The organism is Kitasatospora sp. NBC_01266 (assembly GCF_036242395.1).
In the GTDB taxonomy this organism is placed as follows: domain Bacteria; phylum Actinomycetota; class Actinomycetes; order Streptomycetales; family Streptomycetaceae; genus Kitasatospora.
The window spans coordinates 7,635,439-7,651,156 of sequence record NZ_CP108458.1 but is presented as its reverse complement, the minus strand read 5'-3'; the positions used below and the strand labels follow the sequence as shown (position 1 = coordinate 7,651,156).

Annotated in this window: 17 protein-coding genes; 8 read left to right on the top strand and 9 right to left on the bottom strand. The window is 73.9% G+C overall.

Annotation, left to right across the window (positions count from 1 at the left end; genetic code table 11):
• Positions 1-61 precede the first annotated feature (61 nt).
• The 3 genes from OG403_RS32825 to OG403_RS32815 all read left to right on the top strand — a co-directional run bounded on the left by OG403_RS32825 (position 62) and on the right by OG403_RS32815 (position 2,357).
• Positions 62-1,144 (top strand): sugar kinase, encoded by a 1,083-nt coding sequence (locus OG403_RS32825; protein ID WP_329570868.1) that lies wholly within the window; start codon positions 62-64, stop codon positions 1,142-1,144.
• Positions 1,141-1,881, top strand: a complete 741-nt coding sequence (locus tag OG403_RS32820) for an IclR family transcriptional regulator (protein WP_329570866.1) — start codon at positions 1,141-1,143, stop codon at positions 1,879-1,881. The genes OG403_RS32825 and OG403_RS32820 overlap by 4 nt, the downstream gene beginning before the upstream one ends.
• A gap of 68 nt (positions 1,882-1,949) precedes the next feature.
• Positions 1,950-2,357, top strand: coding sequence for a RidA family protein (locus OG403_RS32815; RefSeq protein ID WP_329570864.1), 408 nt, complete (start codon positions 1,950-1,952; stop codon positions 2,355-2,357).
• Positions 2,358-2,434: 77 nt separating this feature from the next.
• Here the strand turns inward: OG403_RS32815 and OG403_RS32810 are convergent, their stop codons facing one another.
• From OG403_RS32810 to OG403_RS32795, 4 genes are all read right to left on the bottom strand, one after another.
• Positions 2,435-3,130, bottom strand: a complete 696-nt coding sequence (locus OG403_RS32810; protein ID WP_329570863.1) for an acyl-CoA thioesterase — start codon at positions 3,128-3,130, stop codon at positions 2,435-2,437.
• A gap of 11 nt (positions 3,131-3,141) precedes the next feature.
• Positions 3,142-3,360: a hypothetical protein gene (locus OG403_RS32805; protein ID WP_329570861.1), complete on the bottom strand. Its 219-nt coding sequence runs from the start codon at positions 3,358-3,360 to the stop codon at positions 3,142-3,144.
• 438 nt (positions 3,361-3,798) lie between these two features.
• The gene (locus OG403_RS32800; RefSeq protein ID WP_329570859.1) at positions 3,799-4,278 is read right to left on the bottom strand and encodes a GNAT family N-acetyltransferase; all 480 of its coding nucleotides are present in this window, start codon (positions 4,276-4,278) and stop codon (positions 3,799-3,801) included.
• Positions 4,279-4,384: 106 nt separating this feature from the next.
• On the bottom strand, positions 4,385-4,810 hold the full coding sequence (locus OG403_RS32795) for an ankyrin repeat domain-containing protein (protein ID WP_329570857.1): 426 nt from the start codon (positions 4,808-4,810) through the stop codon (positions 4,385-4,387).
• A gap of 496 nt (positions 4,811-5,306) precedes the next feature.
• Between OG403_RS32795 and OG403_RS32790 the strand changes: the two genes are divergently transcribed.
• From OG403_RS32790 to OG403_RS32780, 3 genes are all read left to right on the top strand, one after another.
• The gene (locus tag OG403_RS32790; RefSeq protein ID WP_035840595.1) at positions 5,307-5,501 is read left to right on the top strand and encodes a hypothetical protein; all 195 of its coding nucleotides are present in this window, start codon (positions 5,307-5,309) and stop codon (positions 5,499-5,501) included.
• Positions 5,502-5,631: 130 nt separating this feature from the next.
• Positions 5,632-7,221: an FtsK/SpoIIIE domain-containing protein gene (locus OG403_RS32785; RefSeq protein WP_329570853.1), complete on the top strand. Its 1,590-nt coding sequence runs from the start codon at positions 5,632-5,634 to the stop codon at positions 7,219-7,221.
• A 296-nt stretch (positions 7,222-7,517) separates the two neighbouring features.
• Positions 7,518-7,892, top strand: coding sequence for an RNA polymerase-binding protein RbpA (locus OG403_RS32780; RefSeq protein WP_101384134.1), 375 nt, complete (start codon positions 7,518-7,520; stop codon positions 7,890-7,892).
• 93 nt (positions 7,893-7,985) lie between these two features.
• On the opposite strand, the gene fxsA is transcribed toward OG403_RS32780, so the two are convergent.
• The 4 genes from fxsA to OG403_RS32760 all read right to left on the bottom strand — a co-directional run bounded on the left by fxsA (position 7,986) and on the right by OG403_RS32760 (position 12,699).
• Positions 7,986-8,600: an FxsA family membrane protein gene (fxsA, locus tag OG403_RS32775; RefSeq protein WP_329570847.1), complete on the bottom strand. Its 615-nt coding sequence runs from the start codon at positions 8,598-8,600 to the stop codon at positions 7,986-7,988.
• Positions 8,597-10,405 carry an apolipoprotein N-acyltransferase gene (gene lnt / locus OG403_RS32770; protein WP_329570845.1) on the bottom strand — a complete coding sequence of 603 codons (1,809 nt, stop codon included), beginning with the start codon at positions 10,403-10,405 and terminating at the stop codon, positions 8,597-8,599. Before lnt ends, fxsA begins: the two co-directional genes overlap by 4 nt.
• A gap of 171 nt (positions 10,406-10,576) precedes the next feature.
• Entirely contained in the window at positions 10,577-12,214 is a 1,638-nt protein-coding gene (locus tag OG403_RS32765; protein WP_329570843.1) for an amidohydrolase, read from the bottom strand.
• A 44-nt stretch (positions 12,215-12,258) separates the two neighbouring features.
• Positions 12,259-12,699 (bottom strand): Lrp/AsnC family transcriptional regulator, encoded by a 441-nt coding sequence (locus OG403_RS32760; RefSeq protein ID WP_329570840.1) that lies wholly within the window; start codon positions 12,697-12,699, stop codon positions 12,259-12,261.
• 250 nt (positions 12,700-12,949) lie between these two features.
• On the opposite strand from OG403_RS32760, the gene OG403_RS32755 reads away from it, so the two are divergent.
• Positions 12,950-13,426 carry a hypothetical protein gene (locus OG403_RS32755; RefSeq protein WP_329570838.1) on the top strand — a complete coding sequence of 159 codons (477 nt, stop codon included), beginning with the start codon at positions 12,950-12,952 and terminating at the stop codon, positions 13,424-13,426.
• Between the two features lie 66 nt (positions 13,427-13,492).
• Here OG403_RS32755 and OG403_RS32750 read toward each other — a convergent pair whose 3' ends face one another.
• Positions 13,493-14,668 carry an acyl-CoA dehydrogenase family protein gene (locus OG403_RS32750; protein WP_329570837.1) on the bottom strand — a complete coding sequence of 392 codons (1,176 nt, stop codon included), beginning with the start codon at positions 14,666-14,668 and terminating at the stop codon, positions 13,493-13,495.
• 242 nt (positions 14,669-14,910) lie between these two features.
• Here OG403_RS32750 and OG403_RS32745 point away from each other — a divergent pair, with 242 nt between their 5' ends.
• A complete protein-coding gene (locus OG403_RS32745; RefSeq protein ID WP_329570834.1) occupies positions 14,911-15,516 on the top strand; it encodes a uridine kinase family protein in 606 nt (201 codons plus the stop codon).
• The last annotated feature ends 202 nt before the right edge of the window (positions 15,517-15,718 follow it).

Genomic DNA, 15,718 nt, shown 5'->3' with positions numbered 1-15,718 from the left:
CGTTGACGTTCTAACATGCACGGCGACACCGGTCAATGAAGTCGATGCGGAGGAGCGCCAGATGACAGCAGTGCGGGCGGCCGGCACGGCGGCGCAGGCGCTCTGCCTCGGCGAGTCGATGGCGGTACTGCTCCCGGACCGCCCGGGGCCACTGGAGACGGTCCACGGCTTCCGCAGCACGGTCGGCGGCGCCGAGTCCAATGTCGCCTGCGCGCTGGCCGCGCTCGGCATACCGACCGCCTGGCTCAGCCGGGTCGGCGCCGACGGCTTCGGCCGCCGCCTGCTCGGCGAGTTGGCCGCCCACGGGGTCGACACCTCGGCCGTGGCGGTCGACCCGGACCGGCCGACCGGCCTCTACGTCAAGGAGACCGGCGGCGCCGACGAGCACCCGCACGACCTCGGCAGCGGCAACAGCCGACTGCACTACTACCGCACCGGCTCGGCCGCCGCCGCGCTCGGCCCCGAACTGCTCGACGATCCCACCACCGCCGCCCTGCTGGCCGGCGCCCGGCTGCTGCACCTGTCCGGCATCACCGCCGCCCTCTCGGACAGCTGCCTCGCCCTGCTCCGCGCGCTGCTCGCGGCGCCGCGCGGTGAGCGGCTGGTCAGCTTCGACCTCAACTGGCGCCCGGCGCTGTGGCGGCAGCGCGATCCGGCCGTCCTGCCGGCCCTGCTGGACGCCGCCGACCTGGTGCTGCTCGGCTCCGACGAGGCCGAACAGGCGCTGGGCACCGGCGCCCCGCAGGCACTGCGCGCCCTGCTGCCCTCCCCCGCCACGCTGGTGGTCAAGGAGGCCGGGCGATCGGCGACCGCGCTCGACCGGGACGGCCGGCAGGTCACCGAACCGGCGCTGCGGGTCGAGGTGGTGGAGCCGACCGGCGCGGGCGACGCCTTCGCCGCCGGCTACCTGGCCGGCACGCTGCGCGGGCTCGACCAGCGCCGCCGGCTGCGACTGGGCCACCTGGCGGCAGCCGCCACGCTGACCTCCCCGGGCGATCAGGGCACGCTGCCGCCACCCGCGCTGGTGGCGGCACTGCTGGCGGCCGACCAGGCGCAGTGGGCGGCCACCCGGATCACCGCGGACGGCATCGACTCCCCGGTGGCCCCGCTGCCCCACAACTCCCCCGGGATCGGTGGACGATGAGCCAGACCGTGAGCCGGGCGCTCGCCCTGCTGGCCGAACTCGCCGAGGGCGAGCGCTCCCTGGAACAGTTGGCGGCCCTGCTCGGCGTGCACAAGACCACCGCGCTGCGGCTGCTGCAGAGCCTGGAGGAGTCCCGGCTGGTCTACCGCGACGGCGAGTACCGCTACCACCTGGGCGCGGGGCTCTTCGCGCTCTCCAGCCGGGCCCTGGAGCAGCGCTCGGTGCGCCGGGCCGCCGCCGCCCACCTCGCCGCACTGAACGCGGCAACCGGACAGACCGTCCACCTGGCCGCGCTGGAGGGCGGCGAGGTGGTCTACATCGACAAGTACGAGTCCCGGCAGCCGGTCCGGATGTACTCCAGGATCGGGCTGCCGGTGCCGATGCACTGTGCCGCGGTGGCCAAGGTGCTGCTGGCCGGCCTCGAGCTGTCGGAGCGTCAGAAACTGGTCGGCTCACTGGAGTTCACGCCGTTCACGGACCGCACCCTGACCACCCCGAAGGCGCTGCTGGCCGAACTGGCCCGGGTCGCCGAGCAGGGCTGGGCCCAGGACCGCGCCGAGCACGAGCCCTTCATGAACTGCGTGGCCACCCCGATCCGGGATGCCACCGGACGGGTGGTCGCGGCGGCCTCGCTCTCGGTGCCCGACCTGGTGCTGCCCTACGAGCAGGTCCTGGAGCTGCTGCCCCAGCTGCGCGCCACCACCGCCGCGATCTCCGCCGACTGCGGCGCCCCCTGAGCCGACCGGCAGCACCGGCCGAACCCGCCGAACCCGCCAACCGAACCACCGACCGAAGGACAGCGGCAATGAGCGAGAAGACCGAGATCCGCACCGACGGCGCCCCGGCCCCGGCCTGGGTGTTCTCCCAGGGCGTCCGCAAGGGCCCGATCCTGCAGGTCTCCGGGCAGGGCCCGCAGGATCCGGCGACCGGCGACTACCTCCACCCGGGCGACGTCCAGGCGCAGACCCGGCGGACCCTGGAGAACGTCCACGCGGTCCTGACGGCGGGCGGCGCGAGCGTGGCGGACGTGGTGATGTTCCGCGTCTACCTGACCGAGCGCGCCCACTTCGGAGCGATGAACGAGGCCTATGCCGCGTTCCTGGCGGAGCACCTGGCGACCGGCGCGGTGAAGCCCTGCCGCACCACGGTCTTCGTCGAACTGCCGCACCCGGCCATGCTGGTCGAGATCGACGCGCAGGCCGTGCTGGACTGAGCCCGCCCGGTCCGGACGACCGGCCGTGGTCGGGGCGGGCCGTCACCCGGCCCGCCCCGACCACGGCACCCGGGCGCTCAGACCTCGCAGAGCACCCGCCCGGGCCCCCGGCTCGGCGCCGGCACCTTACGGGCCTGGCCGCCCGGACCACGCCGGCCGGCACCCTGATAGGCCGGCAGCGAACGGGCCGACAGCGGCTTGGTGCGCGCCATCACCGAGGGCGTGACCGCCGGCCGGGCCGACACAACGATCGGCGCCGGCAGCGACACCCGGCTCGGCGCAACCGCCGGTGCACCCGCTGATTCGGCGGGCGGCCCGCCGGCCGGCCGGGGAATCGCGGGGGCAGCCGACGGAACATCCGTCAGATAGTCGGAGAGGAAGCGCCGCTCCGACTGGCTCAGCTTGCGCGACCGCCCGGAGATCCGATCCCGGGCCACCACCACGGTCCGCGCCGTCATGTAGGTGAACGGGTCGCGGCAGACGTCCACCCGAACGTGTGCGGAACTGCGGCCGAGCCGTTCCACCATCAGCCGGACCAGCAGCGGCTCCGGCTGGTGGTGCAACTGTTCCAGATAATCGATCTCGTGCCGCGCGATCAGGAATCCGGCCGAAAAGAGCGATTCCCGGACCGCCTGCGCGTGGTGGTGAAAGAGGTCGTAGATTCCCTCCTGGATGTAGCCGACCAACCGGGCGTTGTTGATGTGCCCGTTCTGGTCGACATCGGCCCAGCGGGTCGGGCAGCGCAGGACGTGGGCGTTGCTGTGCGTCGTCATCGTGGCCCCGCTCACCGTTGTGCCTGGGCCTGGAGCCGGGCGTCGGCCACTCGGCGCGGACCGACGAGCGCCTGCTGCAGGCGGTCGTGGTAGTCGGCGCTGGTGTCGCGCATCCGGCCACTGGTCCAGCCCTCCTCGGCCGCCTCGGCGGCGATCCGGACCACCAGGGCGTCCAGCGCCTTGTCCACTGCCCGGCACAGCTCGGCGGTCGCGGCAATGCGGCCCGCCATGTTTCCGGTCCCGCCCCGGACGGGGAATTCGGCGAGCGCGTTCACGGCGAGCTGGACTCCGTCGGCGGCGGCCGCACTGCTTTCCGGCTGGCAATTGTCGTGCACGATGTCTCCCGAGAAATAGCGGATGGACAGGGGACGAGTGCTCCCGGTTTTCCGGCAGCACCCGAGGACGCAGCGGGTATGACGCTAGCCCAGCCCAACCACCCAATTCGCGGTTTATCCGCCACCCGGTGGCAGGACCCCACGACCGGAGTACGGATAATTCACCGGCACCAGTCAAGTAACCGGCCGATCGGCGGAAGCGCCATCCGCCGATCGGCGCCGGTCGCAGCTGCGCACCGCTGCCGAAACACGGCATCGCACGTAATTGCGCCAGTCGATCCGCCGGTCGATCCGCCTGCCGGTCCCCTGTCCGGTCCGCCCACCGGGCGGAGCTCAGCCGGCGGTCAGCTCCTTGCCCAGGCAGATGGACTCGGGGGCCTCGCGGTAGATGCCGAACTTGGTGATCGGCTGGTACCCCTCGGACTCGTAGAGCGCCACCGCCTCCGGCTGCTCGGTGCCGGTCTCCAGCACCATGCGCCGCCGCCCGGCCTGGCCGGCCAGCGTCTCCAGGTGGCGCAGCACGGTCCGGGACAGGCCCCGGCCACGAGCCGACGGGACCACGAACATCCGCTTGAGCTCGGCATCGCCGTCACTCAGGAAGGGGTAGTCGCCGTCCTTGGCGCGCCAACCACCGCAGGCGACCGGCGCGCCGTCCAGGTAACCGACCACGAAGATCCCGTGCGGGTCGGCGAAGTGCTCCGCCCGCAGTTCGGTGTGGTCCACGTCGCCGTAGCGCTGGATGTACTCCTGCTGGACCGCGGCGGTCAGCAGGTCGGCGTCGGGGTGGTCGTACCCGGTGATGCGAAGTTCCATGACCGTCAGGGTAACGACCAACCCGATCATCCGATGATTCTACGTTTTTCCCGGAAGAGTCGAACCCGATCGAGACCGGCGGGGGCGGGTCGGGAGCGCGCCCGGGTCAACGACCGCCGAAGCGGACCAGCAGGTCCTCCTTGCCGAACATCTGGGCGGTCTCGAAGGCCGACGGGCGCCCCGCGTGCGGGTCGGCGCCACCCTCCAGCAGCGCGTCCAGCGCCTCGGCGGCGCCCTTGAAGACGGTCCCGGCCAGCGGCGTCTGACCGCGGTCGTTGGCCTGGTTCGGGTCGGCACCACCGGCCAGCAGCAGCCGGACGACCGGCGCGTGACCGTGGTAGGCGGCCAGCATCAGCAGCGTGTCGCCGCGGTCGTTGGCGAGGTTCACCGGCGCCCCGGCGGCCAGGAAGGCGCCGAGCGCCTCGGCGTCGCCGCCCCGGGCGGCGTCGAAGATCCGGCCGGCCAGCTCGATCAGCTCGGCCTCGTCGGGCTCCTCGGTGGCGGGCGGCAGGGATTCGGACGAGTCGGCCATCACGGGCCCTTTCGGGTCGGGAGCGAAGCTCAGGGATTCGAGCGCTGCTCAGCGTTCGAGCGAAGCTCAGGGTTCAGTTGACACTCAGGGTTGCGCCACCGGAACGGTAGCCGTCCGTGATCGCCCGGGCCAGTGCCAGCCGCGATCCGGCTGCCGGGCGACCGGACACGACGCACCGGAACCGGGGTCGCGCCACCGTTCGAGCGAATTCGGGCGCGTCGCCCGGCGCTCGCTCCGGTCGCGTCCGGCGCACCCGAAAGTCCGTGAAATCCGTCCACCGCGCCAGCGCCGGACGCCCGCCCGAACCTTCGTTCCCACCCCCGGCCTGCGACTTCGAGCGAAGACCACCCATTTGCCCCGTTCCGTCATCTATTACTTTTTGTCAGGATTAGGGCACTCTCCGTGACACTGTCCCCTGTATGGCCTCGCGGACCACCCCATCGCTGCCATGCCCCGGCAGTGGCACCCTGTCCCGCCTCACCGAGGAGCAGTCCCCGTGATCCTGTCCATCTCCGGCATCGTCCTGTTCGGCACCATCGCGTTCCTCTTCTTCCGGCGGGACGGGCTCAAGGTCTCGCACGCCCTGGTCTGCGCCCTCTTCGGCTTCTACCTGGCGGGCACCGCGATCGCGCCGAGCATCCAGGCCGGCGGCGCGAGCCTGGCCAACCTGCTCGGCGGCATCAAGTTCTGAGCCGCGCGTCTGTCGCACCGCACGTCGAGACCGGCGGCCCGGGCGCGGTCCCACCGCCCCGGGCCGCCGCTCGTGTCCCCCTCGCCAGCCTCGTCCCACGCCCGTCCGATCGCCCGGGGAGTCCAGGACCATGTCCCTCAACCGCCACCTGACCCGCAGCCGCGACCTCGCCCGCACCGCCGGCGACCACGCCGCCGACATGTTCGCGCCGCTCACCCTGATCGCGCGGGGCCTGCGCCGGCACGCCGGCTGGGCCAGGACCCGCTGGCAGGCCACGCCCAAGGAGCGGCGCGGCCCGACCCTGCTACTCACCCTCGCCGCCGCGATCGGCGTGCTGCTGCTGCCGCACGGCCCGGTGCTCGCCGTGATCGCGCTGGTGGCCAGCGCCGCCTGGAAGGGGCGCGAACCCAAGGTGCCGGCAACGCCGCCCCCCGACCCGGCCGACGTCAAACTGCCCGCCCTGTACGCCGCGCTCACCCCGTACCTGGCCTCCCCGGACGACGTCTGCCCGCTCTACCGCTCCGACGGCGGCTACCAGGACGCGTTCGCGGGCTGGACCTTCGACGCCGAGGGCCGGCTGGCCGCGCTGGAGATCGGCTACCCGGCCCACTTCACCGACACCGAGCCCGCCGCCCGGGCCCGGATCGAGCAGGTGGTGCAGGGCAAGGCGGGCCGGGCCCGGGAGTACCGCTTCGACTGGGACCAGGAGTGCAACCGCCTCCAGGTCACCGCGCTGGCGCCACTGCCGCAGGACGTCCCCGCGCAGACCTGGGTGACCACGCCCGGCGAGATCGTGCTCGGCTTCACCGACGCCCAGGCCACCCAGCGGATGATCCCGGTCACCCAGGACGGCGGCACCGGCCACCAGCACCCGGTGATCTGGCGCACCGGTCCGCGTTCGGCCGAGCCGCACCTGCTGGCCCTGGGCACGGCCGGGTCCGGCACCTCCACGCTGCTGCGCACCGTCGCGCTGCAGGCGCTGGCCCACGGCGACCTGCTGGTGATCGACGGTGCCGGCACCGGTGAGCACGCCTGCCTGGTGAACCGTCCGGGCGTGCACACGGTGGAGACCAGCCTGCACGGCGCGCTGGCCGCACTGGACTGGGCGGCGCAGGAGACCGAGCGCCGGCTGGCCGCACTGAACGCCGCCCGCTACCGGGGCGAGCCCGCCCCGGCCGATGCCACCCGCCCGCTCTGGCTGCTGCTCGACCACCCCACCGAGCTGAGCGAGCTGGCCCAGGCCGAGGGCCGCCCGGACCCGCAGGACCTGCTGGAGCTGCCGCTGCGCCAGGGCCGGGCGGCCCGGGTCACCGTGGTGGTGGCCGAGTCGGTCGAGGCCCTCGACAGGCTCTCGCCGGCCCTGCGCTCCGCCACCCGGGCCCGGGTGGTGCTCGGCGGCCAGCACCCGCAGGACCTGCACCGCGCGCTCGGCGTCCCGCTCGACCTGGCCCCGGCCGCGCAGACACCGCCCGGCCGCGGCTACGCCCGGATCGGCGCCCAGCCCCCGACCAGGCTCCAGGTGCCCGCCACCCTCGACCCGCTGGACGAGGAGGCGCCGGCCCGGCTGCGCGACGCCGTGATCGCCCTGCTGCCGCACCGCGACACCCGGATCGAGGCCGCCGCCCCACCACTGCCGACCCACCCGCCCCAGGTGCCGGAGACCACCGAGCAGCCGCCCGCCAACGGCGCCACCCGGGTCGAGCTCAGCAAACCGCGCTGAGCCGGCGACCCGACCCGTCCGGATGAGCTGTGCGAATGGCCAATTCGGCGGCACCCCCAGTACGCTCCGGCAAGCCAGTAAAGCGATTCGGTCACTGGGCGCGAAATTCGTGACACCCAGGGTGATATCTCTGTCCAGATGTGACAAATCGGACGGAGATGGGTACAAACAGGGACGGCACGACAGACGACGCATGTCCCGGTCGGGAATCTTCGTCGCAAGCCGAGCGTTGACCGAACGACGAAGACAGCGACCCCAACTAGTCCTGTGGGCCATAAGCCCTGGAGGCACGATTCATGAGCGAGCGAGCTCTCCGAGGCACGCGACTCGGCGCCACTAGCTACGAGACCGACCGTGGCATTGATCTGGCTCCGCGCCAGACCGTCGAGTACGCCTGCCAGAACGGACACCGGTTCGAGGTGCCCTTCTCCGTTGAGGCGGAGATTCCGTCGGTATGGGAGTGCCGCTTCTGCGGCACCGAGGCCGTCCTGCTCGACGGTGACGAGCCGGAAGAGAAGAAGACCAAGCCGACCCGGACCCATTGGGACATGCTGATGGAGCGCCGGACCCGCGAGGAGCTGGAGGAGGTGCTGGCCGAGCGGCTGGCCGTGCTCCGCTCCGGCGGGATGAACCTCGCGGTACACCCGCGGGACACCCGTAAGAGCGCCTGAACGTAGGAACAACGCGGTGGGGCCCCGATCCAATTGGACCGGGGCCCCACCGCGTTGTTCCTACGTTTCTACGGTCGCGTTGCGGCAGGTCGCTCAGCGGCTGAGCGGCGGGCGCGGATCGTCGTCCTGCGGGCCCCGGGCCGGGCCGGGTTCGTCGGCCGGGTCGACCACCTCGCCCTGGACCACCTTGCCGTCAGGGCGGTGGATCCGGATCTGCTGCTGCAACCGCAGCGCGTCGGCCAGCGGATCGCCGGTCGGCACCGAGCGCACCGCCCGGCGGGCCAGCCCGCGGCCGGCCGCCCGCCACAGCACCCGGGTCGGCGGGAAGAGCATGGTCAGGCCCAGCAGGTCGGAGAGGAAACCGGGCACCGCGAGGAAGGCCCCGGCCAATGCCATCAGCCCGGCGTTTCCGCTGGACGGCCGGCGCTCGCCGGCGCTCGCGGTCGGGCCGGCGCCCGCACCCGGGTTCTCGAACGGGGTGCCGGCGGTGGCGGCCCGCAGTGCGTCCAGACCGGCCCGCTTGACCAGCCGGATCCCGACCACCAGGCCGAGCAGCAGCAGGATCAGCACCAGCAGCCACCCCGTCACCGAGGCGACCTGGATCATCACCCAGATCTCGAGCACCAGCCAGGCGGCCAGGAGCAACGGCAGGAAGCGGCGCAGCCGGCTGGGACGGCCGGCCCGGGTGGGGTTCACGTGCTGTGTCACGAAACGGACAACGGTTCGGCGCTCGCCGGTGTTCCAGCCGCCGTCCCACTCCCGGCACCGCTCGCGCCGCCGTTCCCGCCACGCCGGCGACGACCGGTCAGCACCGCCGCGCCGCAGGCCAGCAGTCCGATGACGGAGATCGCCCACTCCGGCGCGGCACCCACCCGGTCGGCCACCGTCTTGCTGTCCCGCAGCGGCACGTCGGCGCTGAGCGTGGCGGGGGTCAGCTCGGCGGTGCGGCTCTCGATGCTGCCGTCCGGGCGGATGACGGCGCTGATCCCGCTGGTCGCGGCGATCAGCACGGCCCGGCCGTGCTCGACCGCGCGCAGCCGGGACATCGCGAGCTGCTGGTCGGGCTGGCCGCTCTTGGCATAGGTGGCGTTGTTGGTCTGCACCACGATCACCCGGCCGCCGTCGTTGACGGTGTCCCGGACGATCTCGTCGTAGGCGACCTCGAAGCAGATCACGTCGCCGATCCGGGCCGGGCCGAGCTGCATCACGCCGGTGCCCTTGCCGGCGTAGAAGTCGCGGGAGATCCGCTTCAGCCGGCCGATCACCTTCATCAGCACCGAGCGGAACGGCACGTACTCGCCGAACGGGACCGGGTGCTGCTTGGTGTAGTGCGCGCCGGGCCCGCTGATCGGGTTCCAGACGATGCCCTCGTTCTGCACGTGCTGCGGGTCCGGGCCGTCGACCAGGGCGCCGACCAGGGTGGGGACGCCGATCGAGCGGACCGCCTCGGTGATCACCTCGTAGGTGAGCGGATCGCCGTACGGGTCGAGGTCGGAGGAGTTCTCCGGCCAGATCACCAGCTGCGGCTTGGGCGCCTGGCCCGCGGCCACCTGCGAGGCCAGCTTCTCGGTCTCGGCCGCGTGGTTGTCCAGCACCTGCATCGGGCGGCCGAGGAAGTCCATGCCGGGGTGCGGCACGTTGCCCTGGATCAGCGCCACCTGGGCGCTGGCCGGGCCGCCGGCGCTCTGGCCCGAGGTGGGCACCGGGACGGCGAAGCCGCTGATCGCGATCAGCGCGGCGCAGGCACCGGCACCGGCGGGCAGCAGCACCCGGCGCGGCGTCAGCGGGGCGAGCGGAGCGGCGGCCCGGCGGGCGCGCAGGCGGCGCAGCACGGGCACCGCGAGGTAGCCGAGCAGCGTGCCGGTCAGCGCGACGGCGAAGGTGACCAGCACCGCGCCACCGAGCGCGGCCAGCGGGGTGAACGGGCTGGCGGTGTTGGCGAAGGCGAGCCGGCCCCACGGGAACCCGCCGAACGGCAGCCGGTCGCGCGCCCACTCCTCGGCGACCCAGAGGCAGGCCGCCCAGAGCGGCCACGCCCGCAGCCGCGAGGTGAGGGCCAGCGCGCCGCCCAGCGCCCAGAGGAACGCCGCCTCGGCGGCCGAGAGGCCGACCCAGGCGTCGGAGCCGATCACCCGGATCCAGACCAGCAGCCAGAGGAAGAACGGGAACCCGAAGGCGAAGCCCGTCCAGGCGCCCTGCCGGAAGCTGCGGCCCCGGGTGAGCAGCGAGAGGGCCGCCACCGCGAGGATCGACAGCGGCCACAGGTCGTAGGGCGGGAAGGCGGCGGCCAGCGCCAGCCCGGCCGCCGCGGCCAGCGCGCTGCGGCGCCAGCCGGCCCGCACCTTGGCGCGCAGCCGGGCGAGGCGTCCGGGTCGCGCGGCCTGCGGGAGCTGCCCGTCCTGCCCGTCCTGCGGGGGCTTCGGAGGCTGCGGGGCCTGCCCGTCCTGCGGGGTCTGCGCGGTGGCCGTCCCGTCGTCCGGGTCGGGCGAGTCCGCGTCGACGGGCAGAGCCACCTGGGCACCATCTCTCTGACTGAGCTGACTGGATCGGTTGACGGCCGGCCCCCGGGCCGGTCCACGGCCGGATCGGAGCGCCCCCGGCCGGTGGCGGGCACCGGCGGTAAAGCACGACGGTACCTGCCGCCGGCCGCGCACCGGAAGTCGCGGACTGTGAGAATCCGCAGGTCAGCCCGCGAGTTCGGACCGGTACACGGTCCGCCCGCGGACCACCGTGCGCAGGCAGGTCGGCAGCTCGGTGCCCGGGGTGAGGTCGGGCAGGCCGGGGGTGCCGGAGCGCGGGTCGGTGGACCAGCCGGCCACCCGGGAGTCGGGGGCCTGGACCACCAGCTCACCGGTCCGCCACACGGCGTAGCTGGCGGGGGCGCCGGGGACCAGCACGCCCTCCTGGTCCCGGCCGATCGCCCGCCAGCCGCCACGGGTGTGGGCGGCGAACGCGGCGCGCACCGAGATCCGGTGCTCGGGGGTCCGGTGGAAGGCGGCGGCCCGCACCGTGCCCCAGGGGTCGAGGTGGGTGACCGGCGCGTCCGAACCGAGGGCGAGCGGCACCCCGGCCCGCAGCAGCGCGGCGAACGGGTTGAGCCCGGCCGCCCGCTCGGCGCCCAGGCGCTGGGCGTACATCCCCGCCGGGCCGCCCCAGGCGGCGTCGAAGGCGGGCTGGACGGAGGCGGTCAGACCGAGCTCGGCGAAGGCGGCGATCGCCTTGTCGTCCAGCGCCTCGGTGTGCTCCACCCGGTGGCGCATCGCCTTGACCCGGGCCGGGCCGAGCCGGTCCACGGCGGTGCGGATGCCCTCGATGACCGCGTCGACGGCCGCGTCGCCGATCGCGTGGAAGCCGGCCTGCAGGCCCGCCTCGGTGCAGGCGGTGACGTGGTCGGCGATCTGGGCGGCCGTCAGATAGGCGGTGCCGTGGCCGTCGCCGTCCTCGGGGGTGTCCAGGTACGGGCTGTGCAGGCAGGCGGTGCGCGAGCCGAAGGCGCCGTCCGCGAAGAGGTCGCCGCCGGCGCCGACCGCGCCGAGCCGCCGGGCGGTCTCCACGCCGCCGCGCTCGCTCAGCTCGCCCCAGTAGCCGTAGACCTCGGGGCCCTGCTGCTCGGCGGCCAGCGCGAGCAGCGCGGCCAGGTCGTGCTCGGAGGAGATCTCGGGGCCGGCGCACTCGTGCAGCGCGGCGATACCCAGGGCGGCGGCCCGCTCCAGGGTGGCGAGTTGGGCGGCCCGGCGCTGATCGTCCGTCAGTTCGGCGAGCGCGGTGCGGCGCACGGCGTGGTGGGCGTCGCGGGTGAGCGGGGCGCTCGGGTGGTGGCCGGGCTGCTCGGCCAGCTGCGGAGTCCGGGCCCGCAGCGCGGAGCTGGCCAGCGCGGAGTGCACGTCGGTGCGCGAGAGGTAGAGGGCCGCGCCCTGCGCGGCGGCGTCCAGTTCGGCCAGGGTCGGCGGGCGGCCCTCGGGCCAGCCCGTCTCGTCCCAGCCGTGGCCGATCAGCACGCCCTCGTGCCGATGGTCCCGCACGTGGTCGGCGATCCGCCGCAGCGCCTCGGGCAGCGAGGGGCAGCCGGTCAGGTCCAGGCCGGTGAGCGCCAGGCCGGTGGCGGTGGCGTGCACATGAGCGTCCACGAAGGCGGGGGTGACCAGCGCACCGGCCAGGTCGAGCACCTCGTCCGCGACGCTCGCGTAGGCGTCGGCGGCGCCCTCGCTGCCGACCCAGGCGATCTGCTCGCCTTCGATCAGCATCGCGGTGGCGAAGGGGTCGGCCGGGCTGTAGACGGTGCCACCGCGCAGCAGCACGGTGCGGGAGGTGCGTTCGGTCATGAGGGACAGTCTGCACCCGCCGGCACCGTGCGCCCGACCTGCCCCTACAGCTTGGGCGGGCGGGCCTCGTACGGCGTGGAGAGGACGACGGTGGTGCGGGTGGAGACGCCGGCCGCGCTGCGGATCCGGGCCAGCAGGTCCTCGAGGTCGCCGGGGGCGCCGACCCGGACCTTGAGGATGTAGTTCTCGTCCCCCGCCACGCTGTGGCAGGCCTCGATCTCGGGCAGCGAGGCCAGCCGATCGGGCACGTCGTCGGGGGCGCTGGGATCGAAGGGCTTGACCGAGATGAAGGCGGTCAGCGCGAGGTCGACGGCGTCCGGATTGATGATCGCCGAGTAGCCGCGGATCACCCCGCGCTGCTCCAGGCGGCGCACCCGCTGGTGGACGGCCGAGGTGGACAGGCCGGTGGCCTTGCCCAGGTCGGTGTAGCTCATCCGCCCGTCCTGGACGAGCAGCTGGACAATGCGCTGGTCTAGATCCTCCACAAGGCGCAAACCTACCCGACGCCCGGCGCACATCGAACACGGACGGCTTCGCTCCGCTCACCGGGCGCAGCACGGCGCTCACGTCGGGCCACCTGCCGCAGTACGCCCGGCATATGCCGCAGGAATGTGGCGAAGGCCACACCGGCGTGCATCACCCTGCGCCGACCTGCAGGGTTATCAACCCCCGGAGCCGGGAAAGGCTGCTGGTGGCTCGGGCCGAGTTGGCCCGTCCCGATCCAAGGGGGATCACATGCCTGCAGCTGAGCAGCGCGCCTTCGGCGCCGACAGCACCCTGACCTCGCACGACGAACCGGAGGGCGAGGATCGTCTCGCCGACTTCGGCTTCGCCCCCGGCACCGATCCGGGCGAGGCCGACACCTGGGAGATCATCCGAGTGCACTGCCCGGAGTGCCAGCGCCCGATCGCCCTGCTGGGCGACGAGGAGTTGCTGCCCCAGCACGCGGTGCTGCGCACGGCCTGGCACCCGTTCTCGCCCGCGCTCTGCCCGGGTTCGGGGCTGCCGGCCGACGACCTGGAGGAGTGCGCCCCCGAGCCCGGCACGCAGGCGGGTGGCACGTTGGACGCGCTGCTCACGCTGCCGGCCGAGCTGGACTGGCGCACCCAGCCGTTCTCGCACGCGACCGCCCCCGGCCCCACGCCGCTGAACCGGCTCGCCGACCGGGTGCCGCCGATGCGCCAGCCGCAGCGGGGCCTGGTCCGGCGCTGAGAGTCCGACACGGCGGGGCGGGGGTCGCATCGACTCCCGCCCCGCCGCTCTGTCAGGTGACTCGGGTCAGCCCTTGGTGAGGTGACGACCGATCACCAGGCGCTGGATCTGGTTGGTGCCCTCGACGATCTGCAGCACCTTGGCCTCGCGCATGTAGCGCTCGGCCGGGAAGTCCTGGGTGTAGCCGTAGCCGCCGAGCACCTGGACCGCGTCGGTGGTCACCCGCATCGCGGCGTCGGTGCAGAAGAGCTTGGCCATCGCCGCCTGCTTGGAGAACGCCAGGCCCTCGTCGCGGCGGCGGGCGGCGGACAGGTAGAGCGCGCGCCCGGCCTCGATCTGGGTGGCCATGTCGGCGAGCATGAACGACAGGCCCTGGAAGTCGGCGATCGGACGGCCGAACTGCCGCCGGCTGCCCGCGTACTCCACCGCCAGGTCCAGCGCCGCCTGGGCCACGCCGATCGCGCAGGCCGCGATGCCGAGCCGGCCCGAGTCCAGCGCGGCGAGCGCGATCTGGAAGCCCTGACCCTCTTCGCCGATCAGCCGGTCGGCGGCCACCCGGACGCCGTCGAAGTGCAGCTGGGCGGTGGGCGAGCTGTTCATGCCCATCTTGTGCTCCGGCGGCGCCGCCGACAGGTGCTCGGCGTCGCCCGGGACGAGCAGGCAGCTTATGCCGCGCGGGCCCTCCTCGCCGGTGCGCACGATCGCGCTGTAGAAGTCGGCGCGCCCGCCGTGCGTGATCCAGGCCTTGGTGCCGCGCACGACGTAATCCGCAGCGGCTCCCTCCCCGTCGCGGTCCGCCCGGGTGCGCAGCGCGGCGGCGTCCGAGCCGGACTGCGGCTCGGAGAGGCAGTAGCCGCCGAGCTGGGTACCGCCGAGCATGCCGGGCAGCCAGCGCTCGCGCTGCTCCGGGCTGCCGAAGGTGGCCAGCGCGTGGCAGGAGAGCGTGTGCACGCTGACCCCGAGGCCGACCGCGAGCCAGCCGGCCGCCAGCTCCTCCAGCACCTGCAGGTAGACCTCGTAGGGCTGCTCGCCGCCGCCCACCGCCTCCGGGTAGGGCAGCGAGAGCAGGCCCGCCTCGCCCAGGGTGCGGAAGACCTCGCGCGGGAAGCGGCCGGCCGCCTCCTCCTCGGCGGCCCGGGGCAGCAGCTCGCGGTGCACCAGCTCACGGGTGAGGGTGAGCAGTTCGCGGGCCTCGTCGCTGGGCAGCTGACGTTCCACGGGCTTGGGGGGTGCGGCGTTCATGAGGGTGGTCGCCTCCTCGATCGGGCCCCGGGGTGTCCGGTGCGCGCGGTGGGGGGAGTTCGGTGCACGCCCGCGACCGGGTCGCGGTGAACGGGCGTTCACCCGTCTGGCGAAGCGAGTATGCCCGATCGCGCGCCTCCCGTCACTGCCGCCCGCCGTCCGCACCGCCGTCGCCCGCCGATCTGCCCGCTACTCTCGCCCATCCGGCCAAAGAGCAGGTCAGGGACCGTACAGTGACGCCCATGGATCACCCGGACGCGCTGCCCGAACTCGCCGCCCGGCTGCGCGCCCTCGCACCGTCGTGCGGTGGCGTGCGGCTGGTCGCGGTGGACGGGCACGCGGGCAGCGGGAAGACCACCTTCGCGGACCGGCTCGCCGAGGCGCTCGGCGGGGCACCGGTGGTGCACCTGGACGACCTGGCCACCCATCGGGAGTTCTTCGAGTGGACCGGGCGGCTGCGGGACTGGGTGCTGCGACCGCTGGCCCGGGGCGAGGTCGCCCGGTTCGAGGCATACGACTGGGTCGCCCAGCGCTTCCAGGGGGCGCGCGAGGTGCCGCCCGCTCCGGTGGTGCTGCTGGAGGGGGTGGGCGCCGGACGACGGGCGGTGCGGCCCGCGCTGGCCGAGCTGGTCTGGATGGAGCTGCCGGCCGCCGACGCCCGGGACCGAGGACTGCGCCGCGACGGGCCGGAACTGGCCGCCTTCTGGGAGCGGTGGACGGTCGCCGAGTCCGCGCACTTCGCCGCCGACCCCAGCCGGCCGTACGCGGGCCTGCTGGTGGACGGGCGCAGCGGCGCGCTGCTGCCACCCCGGGGCCCGGCGGCGGCACCCGGCAGCGCGGCGCTCTGAGCCGGCTGAGCGGTCGCTCGGCACCGGCCGGACCGTCGCTCGAGCCCTGCCACCAACCGGGTTGACCGCCCCTGACCAGCGGGCTAAGCGGCCGCTTGACCAGGAGTGCGGATTTGAACTATGTTCTCCGCCCAGCGGGATTGTTGATCCCGCAACTAGATGCGGCACCTCCGGCTCGTTCCCCCGTGAGCCGGAGGTGCCG

Excerpts from the sequence above, each read along its gene's own strand:
- OG403_RS32825 (WP_329570868.1), top strand. The coding sequence starts at position 62 with ATGACAGCAGTGCGGGCGGCCGGCACGGCGGCGCAGGCGCTCTGCCTC.
- OG403_RS32820 (WP_329570866.1), top strand. The coding sequence starts at position 1,141 with ATGAGCCAGACCGTGAGCCGGGCGCTCGCCCTGCTGGCCGAACTCGCC.
- OG403_RS32815 (WP_329570864.1), top strand. The coding sequence starts at position 1,950 with ATGAGCGAGAAGACCGAGATCCGCACCGACGGCGCCCCGGCCCCGGCC.
- OG403_RS32810 (WP_329570863.1), bottom strand. The coding sequence starts at position 3,130 with ATGACGACGCACAGCAACGCCCACGTCCTGCGCTGCCCGACCCGCTGG.
- OG403_RS32805 (WP_329570861.1), bottom strand. The coding sequence starts at position 3,360 with ATGGCGGGCCGCATTGCCGCGACCGCCGAGCTGTGCCGGGCAGTGGAC.
- OG403_RS32800 (WP_329570859.1), bottom strand. The coding sequence starts at position 4,278 with ATGGAACTTCGCATCACCGGGTACGACCACCCCGACGCCGACCTGCTG.
- OG403_RS32795 (WP_329570857.1), bottom strand. The coding sequence starts at position 4,810 with ATGGCCGACTCGTCCGAATCCCTGCCGCCCGCCACCGAGGAGCCCGAC.
- OG403_RS32785 (WP_329570853.1), top strand. The coding sequence starts at position 5,632 with ATGTCCCTCAACCGCCACCTGACCCGCAGCCGCGACCTCGCCCGCACC.
- OG403_RS32780 (WP_101384134.1), top strand. The coding sequence starts at position 7,518 with ATGAGCGAGCGAGCTCTCCGAGGCACGCGACTCGGCGCCACTAGCTAC.
- OG403_RS32765 (WP_329570843.1), bottom strand. The coding sequence starts at position 12,214 with ATGACCGAACGCACCTCCCGCACCGTGCTGCTGCGCGGTGGCACCGTC.
- OG403_RS32755 (WP_329570838.1), top strand. The coding sequence starts at position 12,950 with ATGCCTGCAGCTGAGCAGCGCGCCTTCGGCGCCGACAGCACCCTGACC.
- OG403_RS32750 (WP_329570837.1), bottom strand. The coding sequence starts at position 14,668 with ATGAACGCCGCACCCCCCAAGCCCGTGGAACGTCAGCTGCCCAGCGAC.
- OG403_RS32745 (WP_329570834.1), top strand. The coding sequence starts at position 14,911 with ATGGATCACCCGGACGCGCTGCCCGAACTCGCCGCCCGGCTGCGCGCC.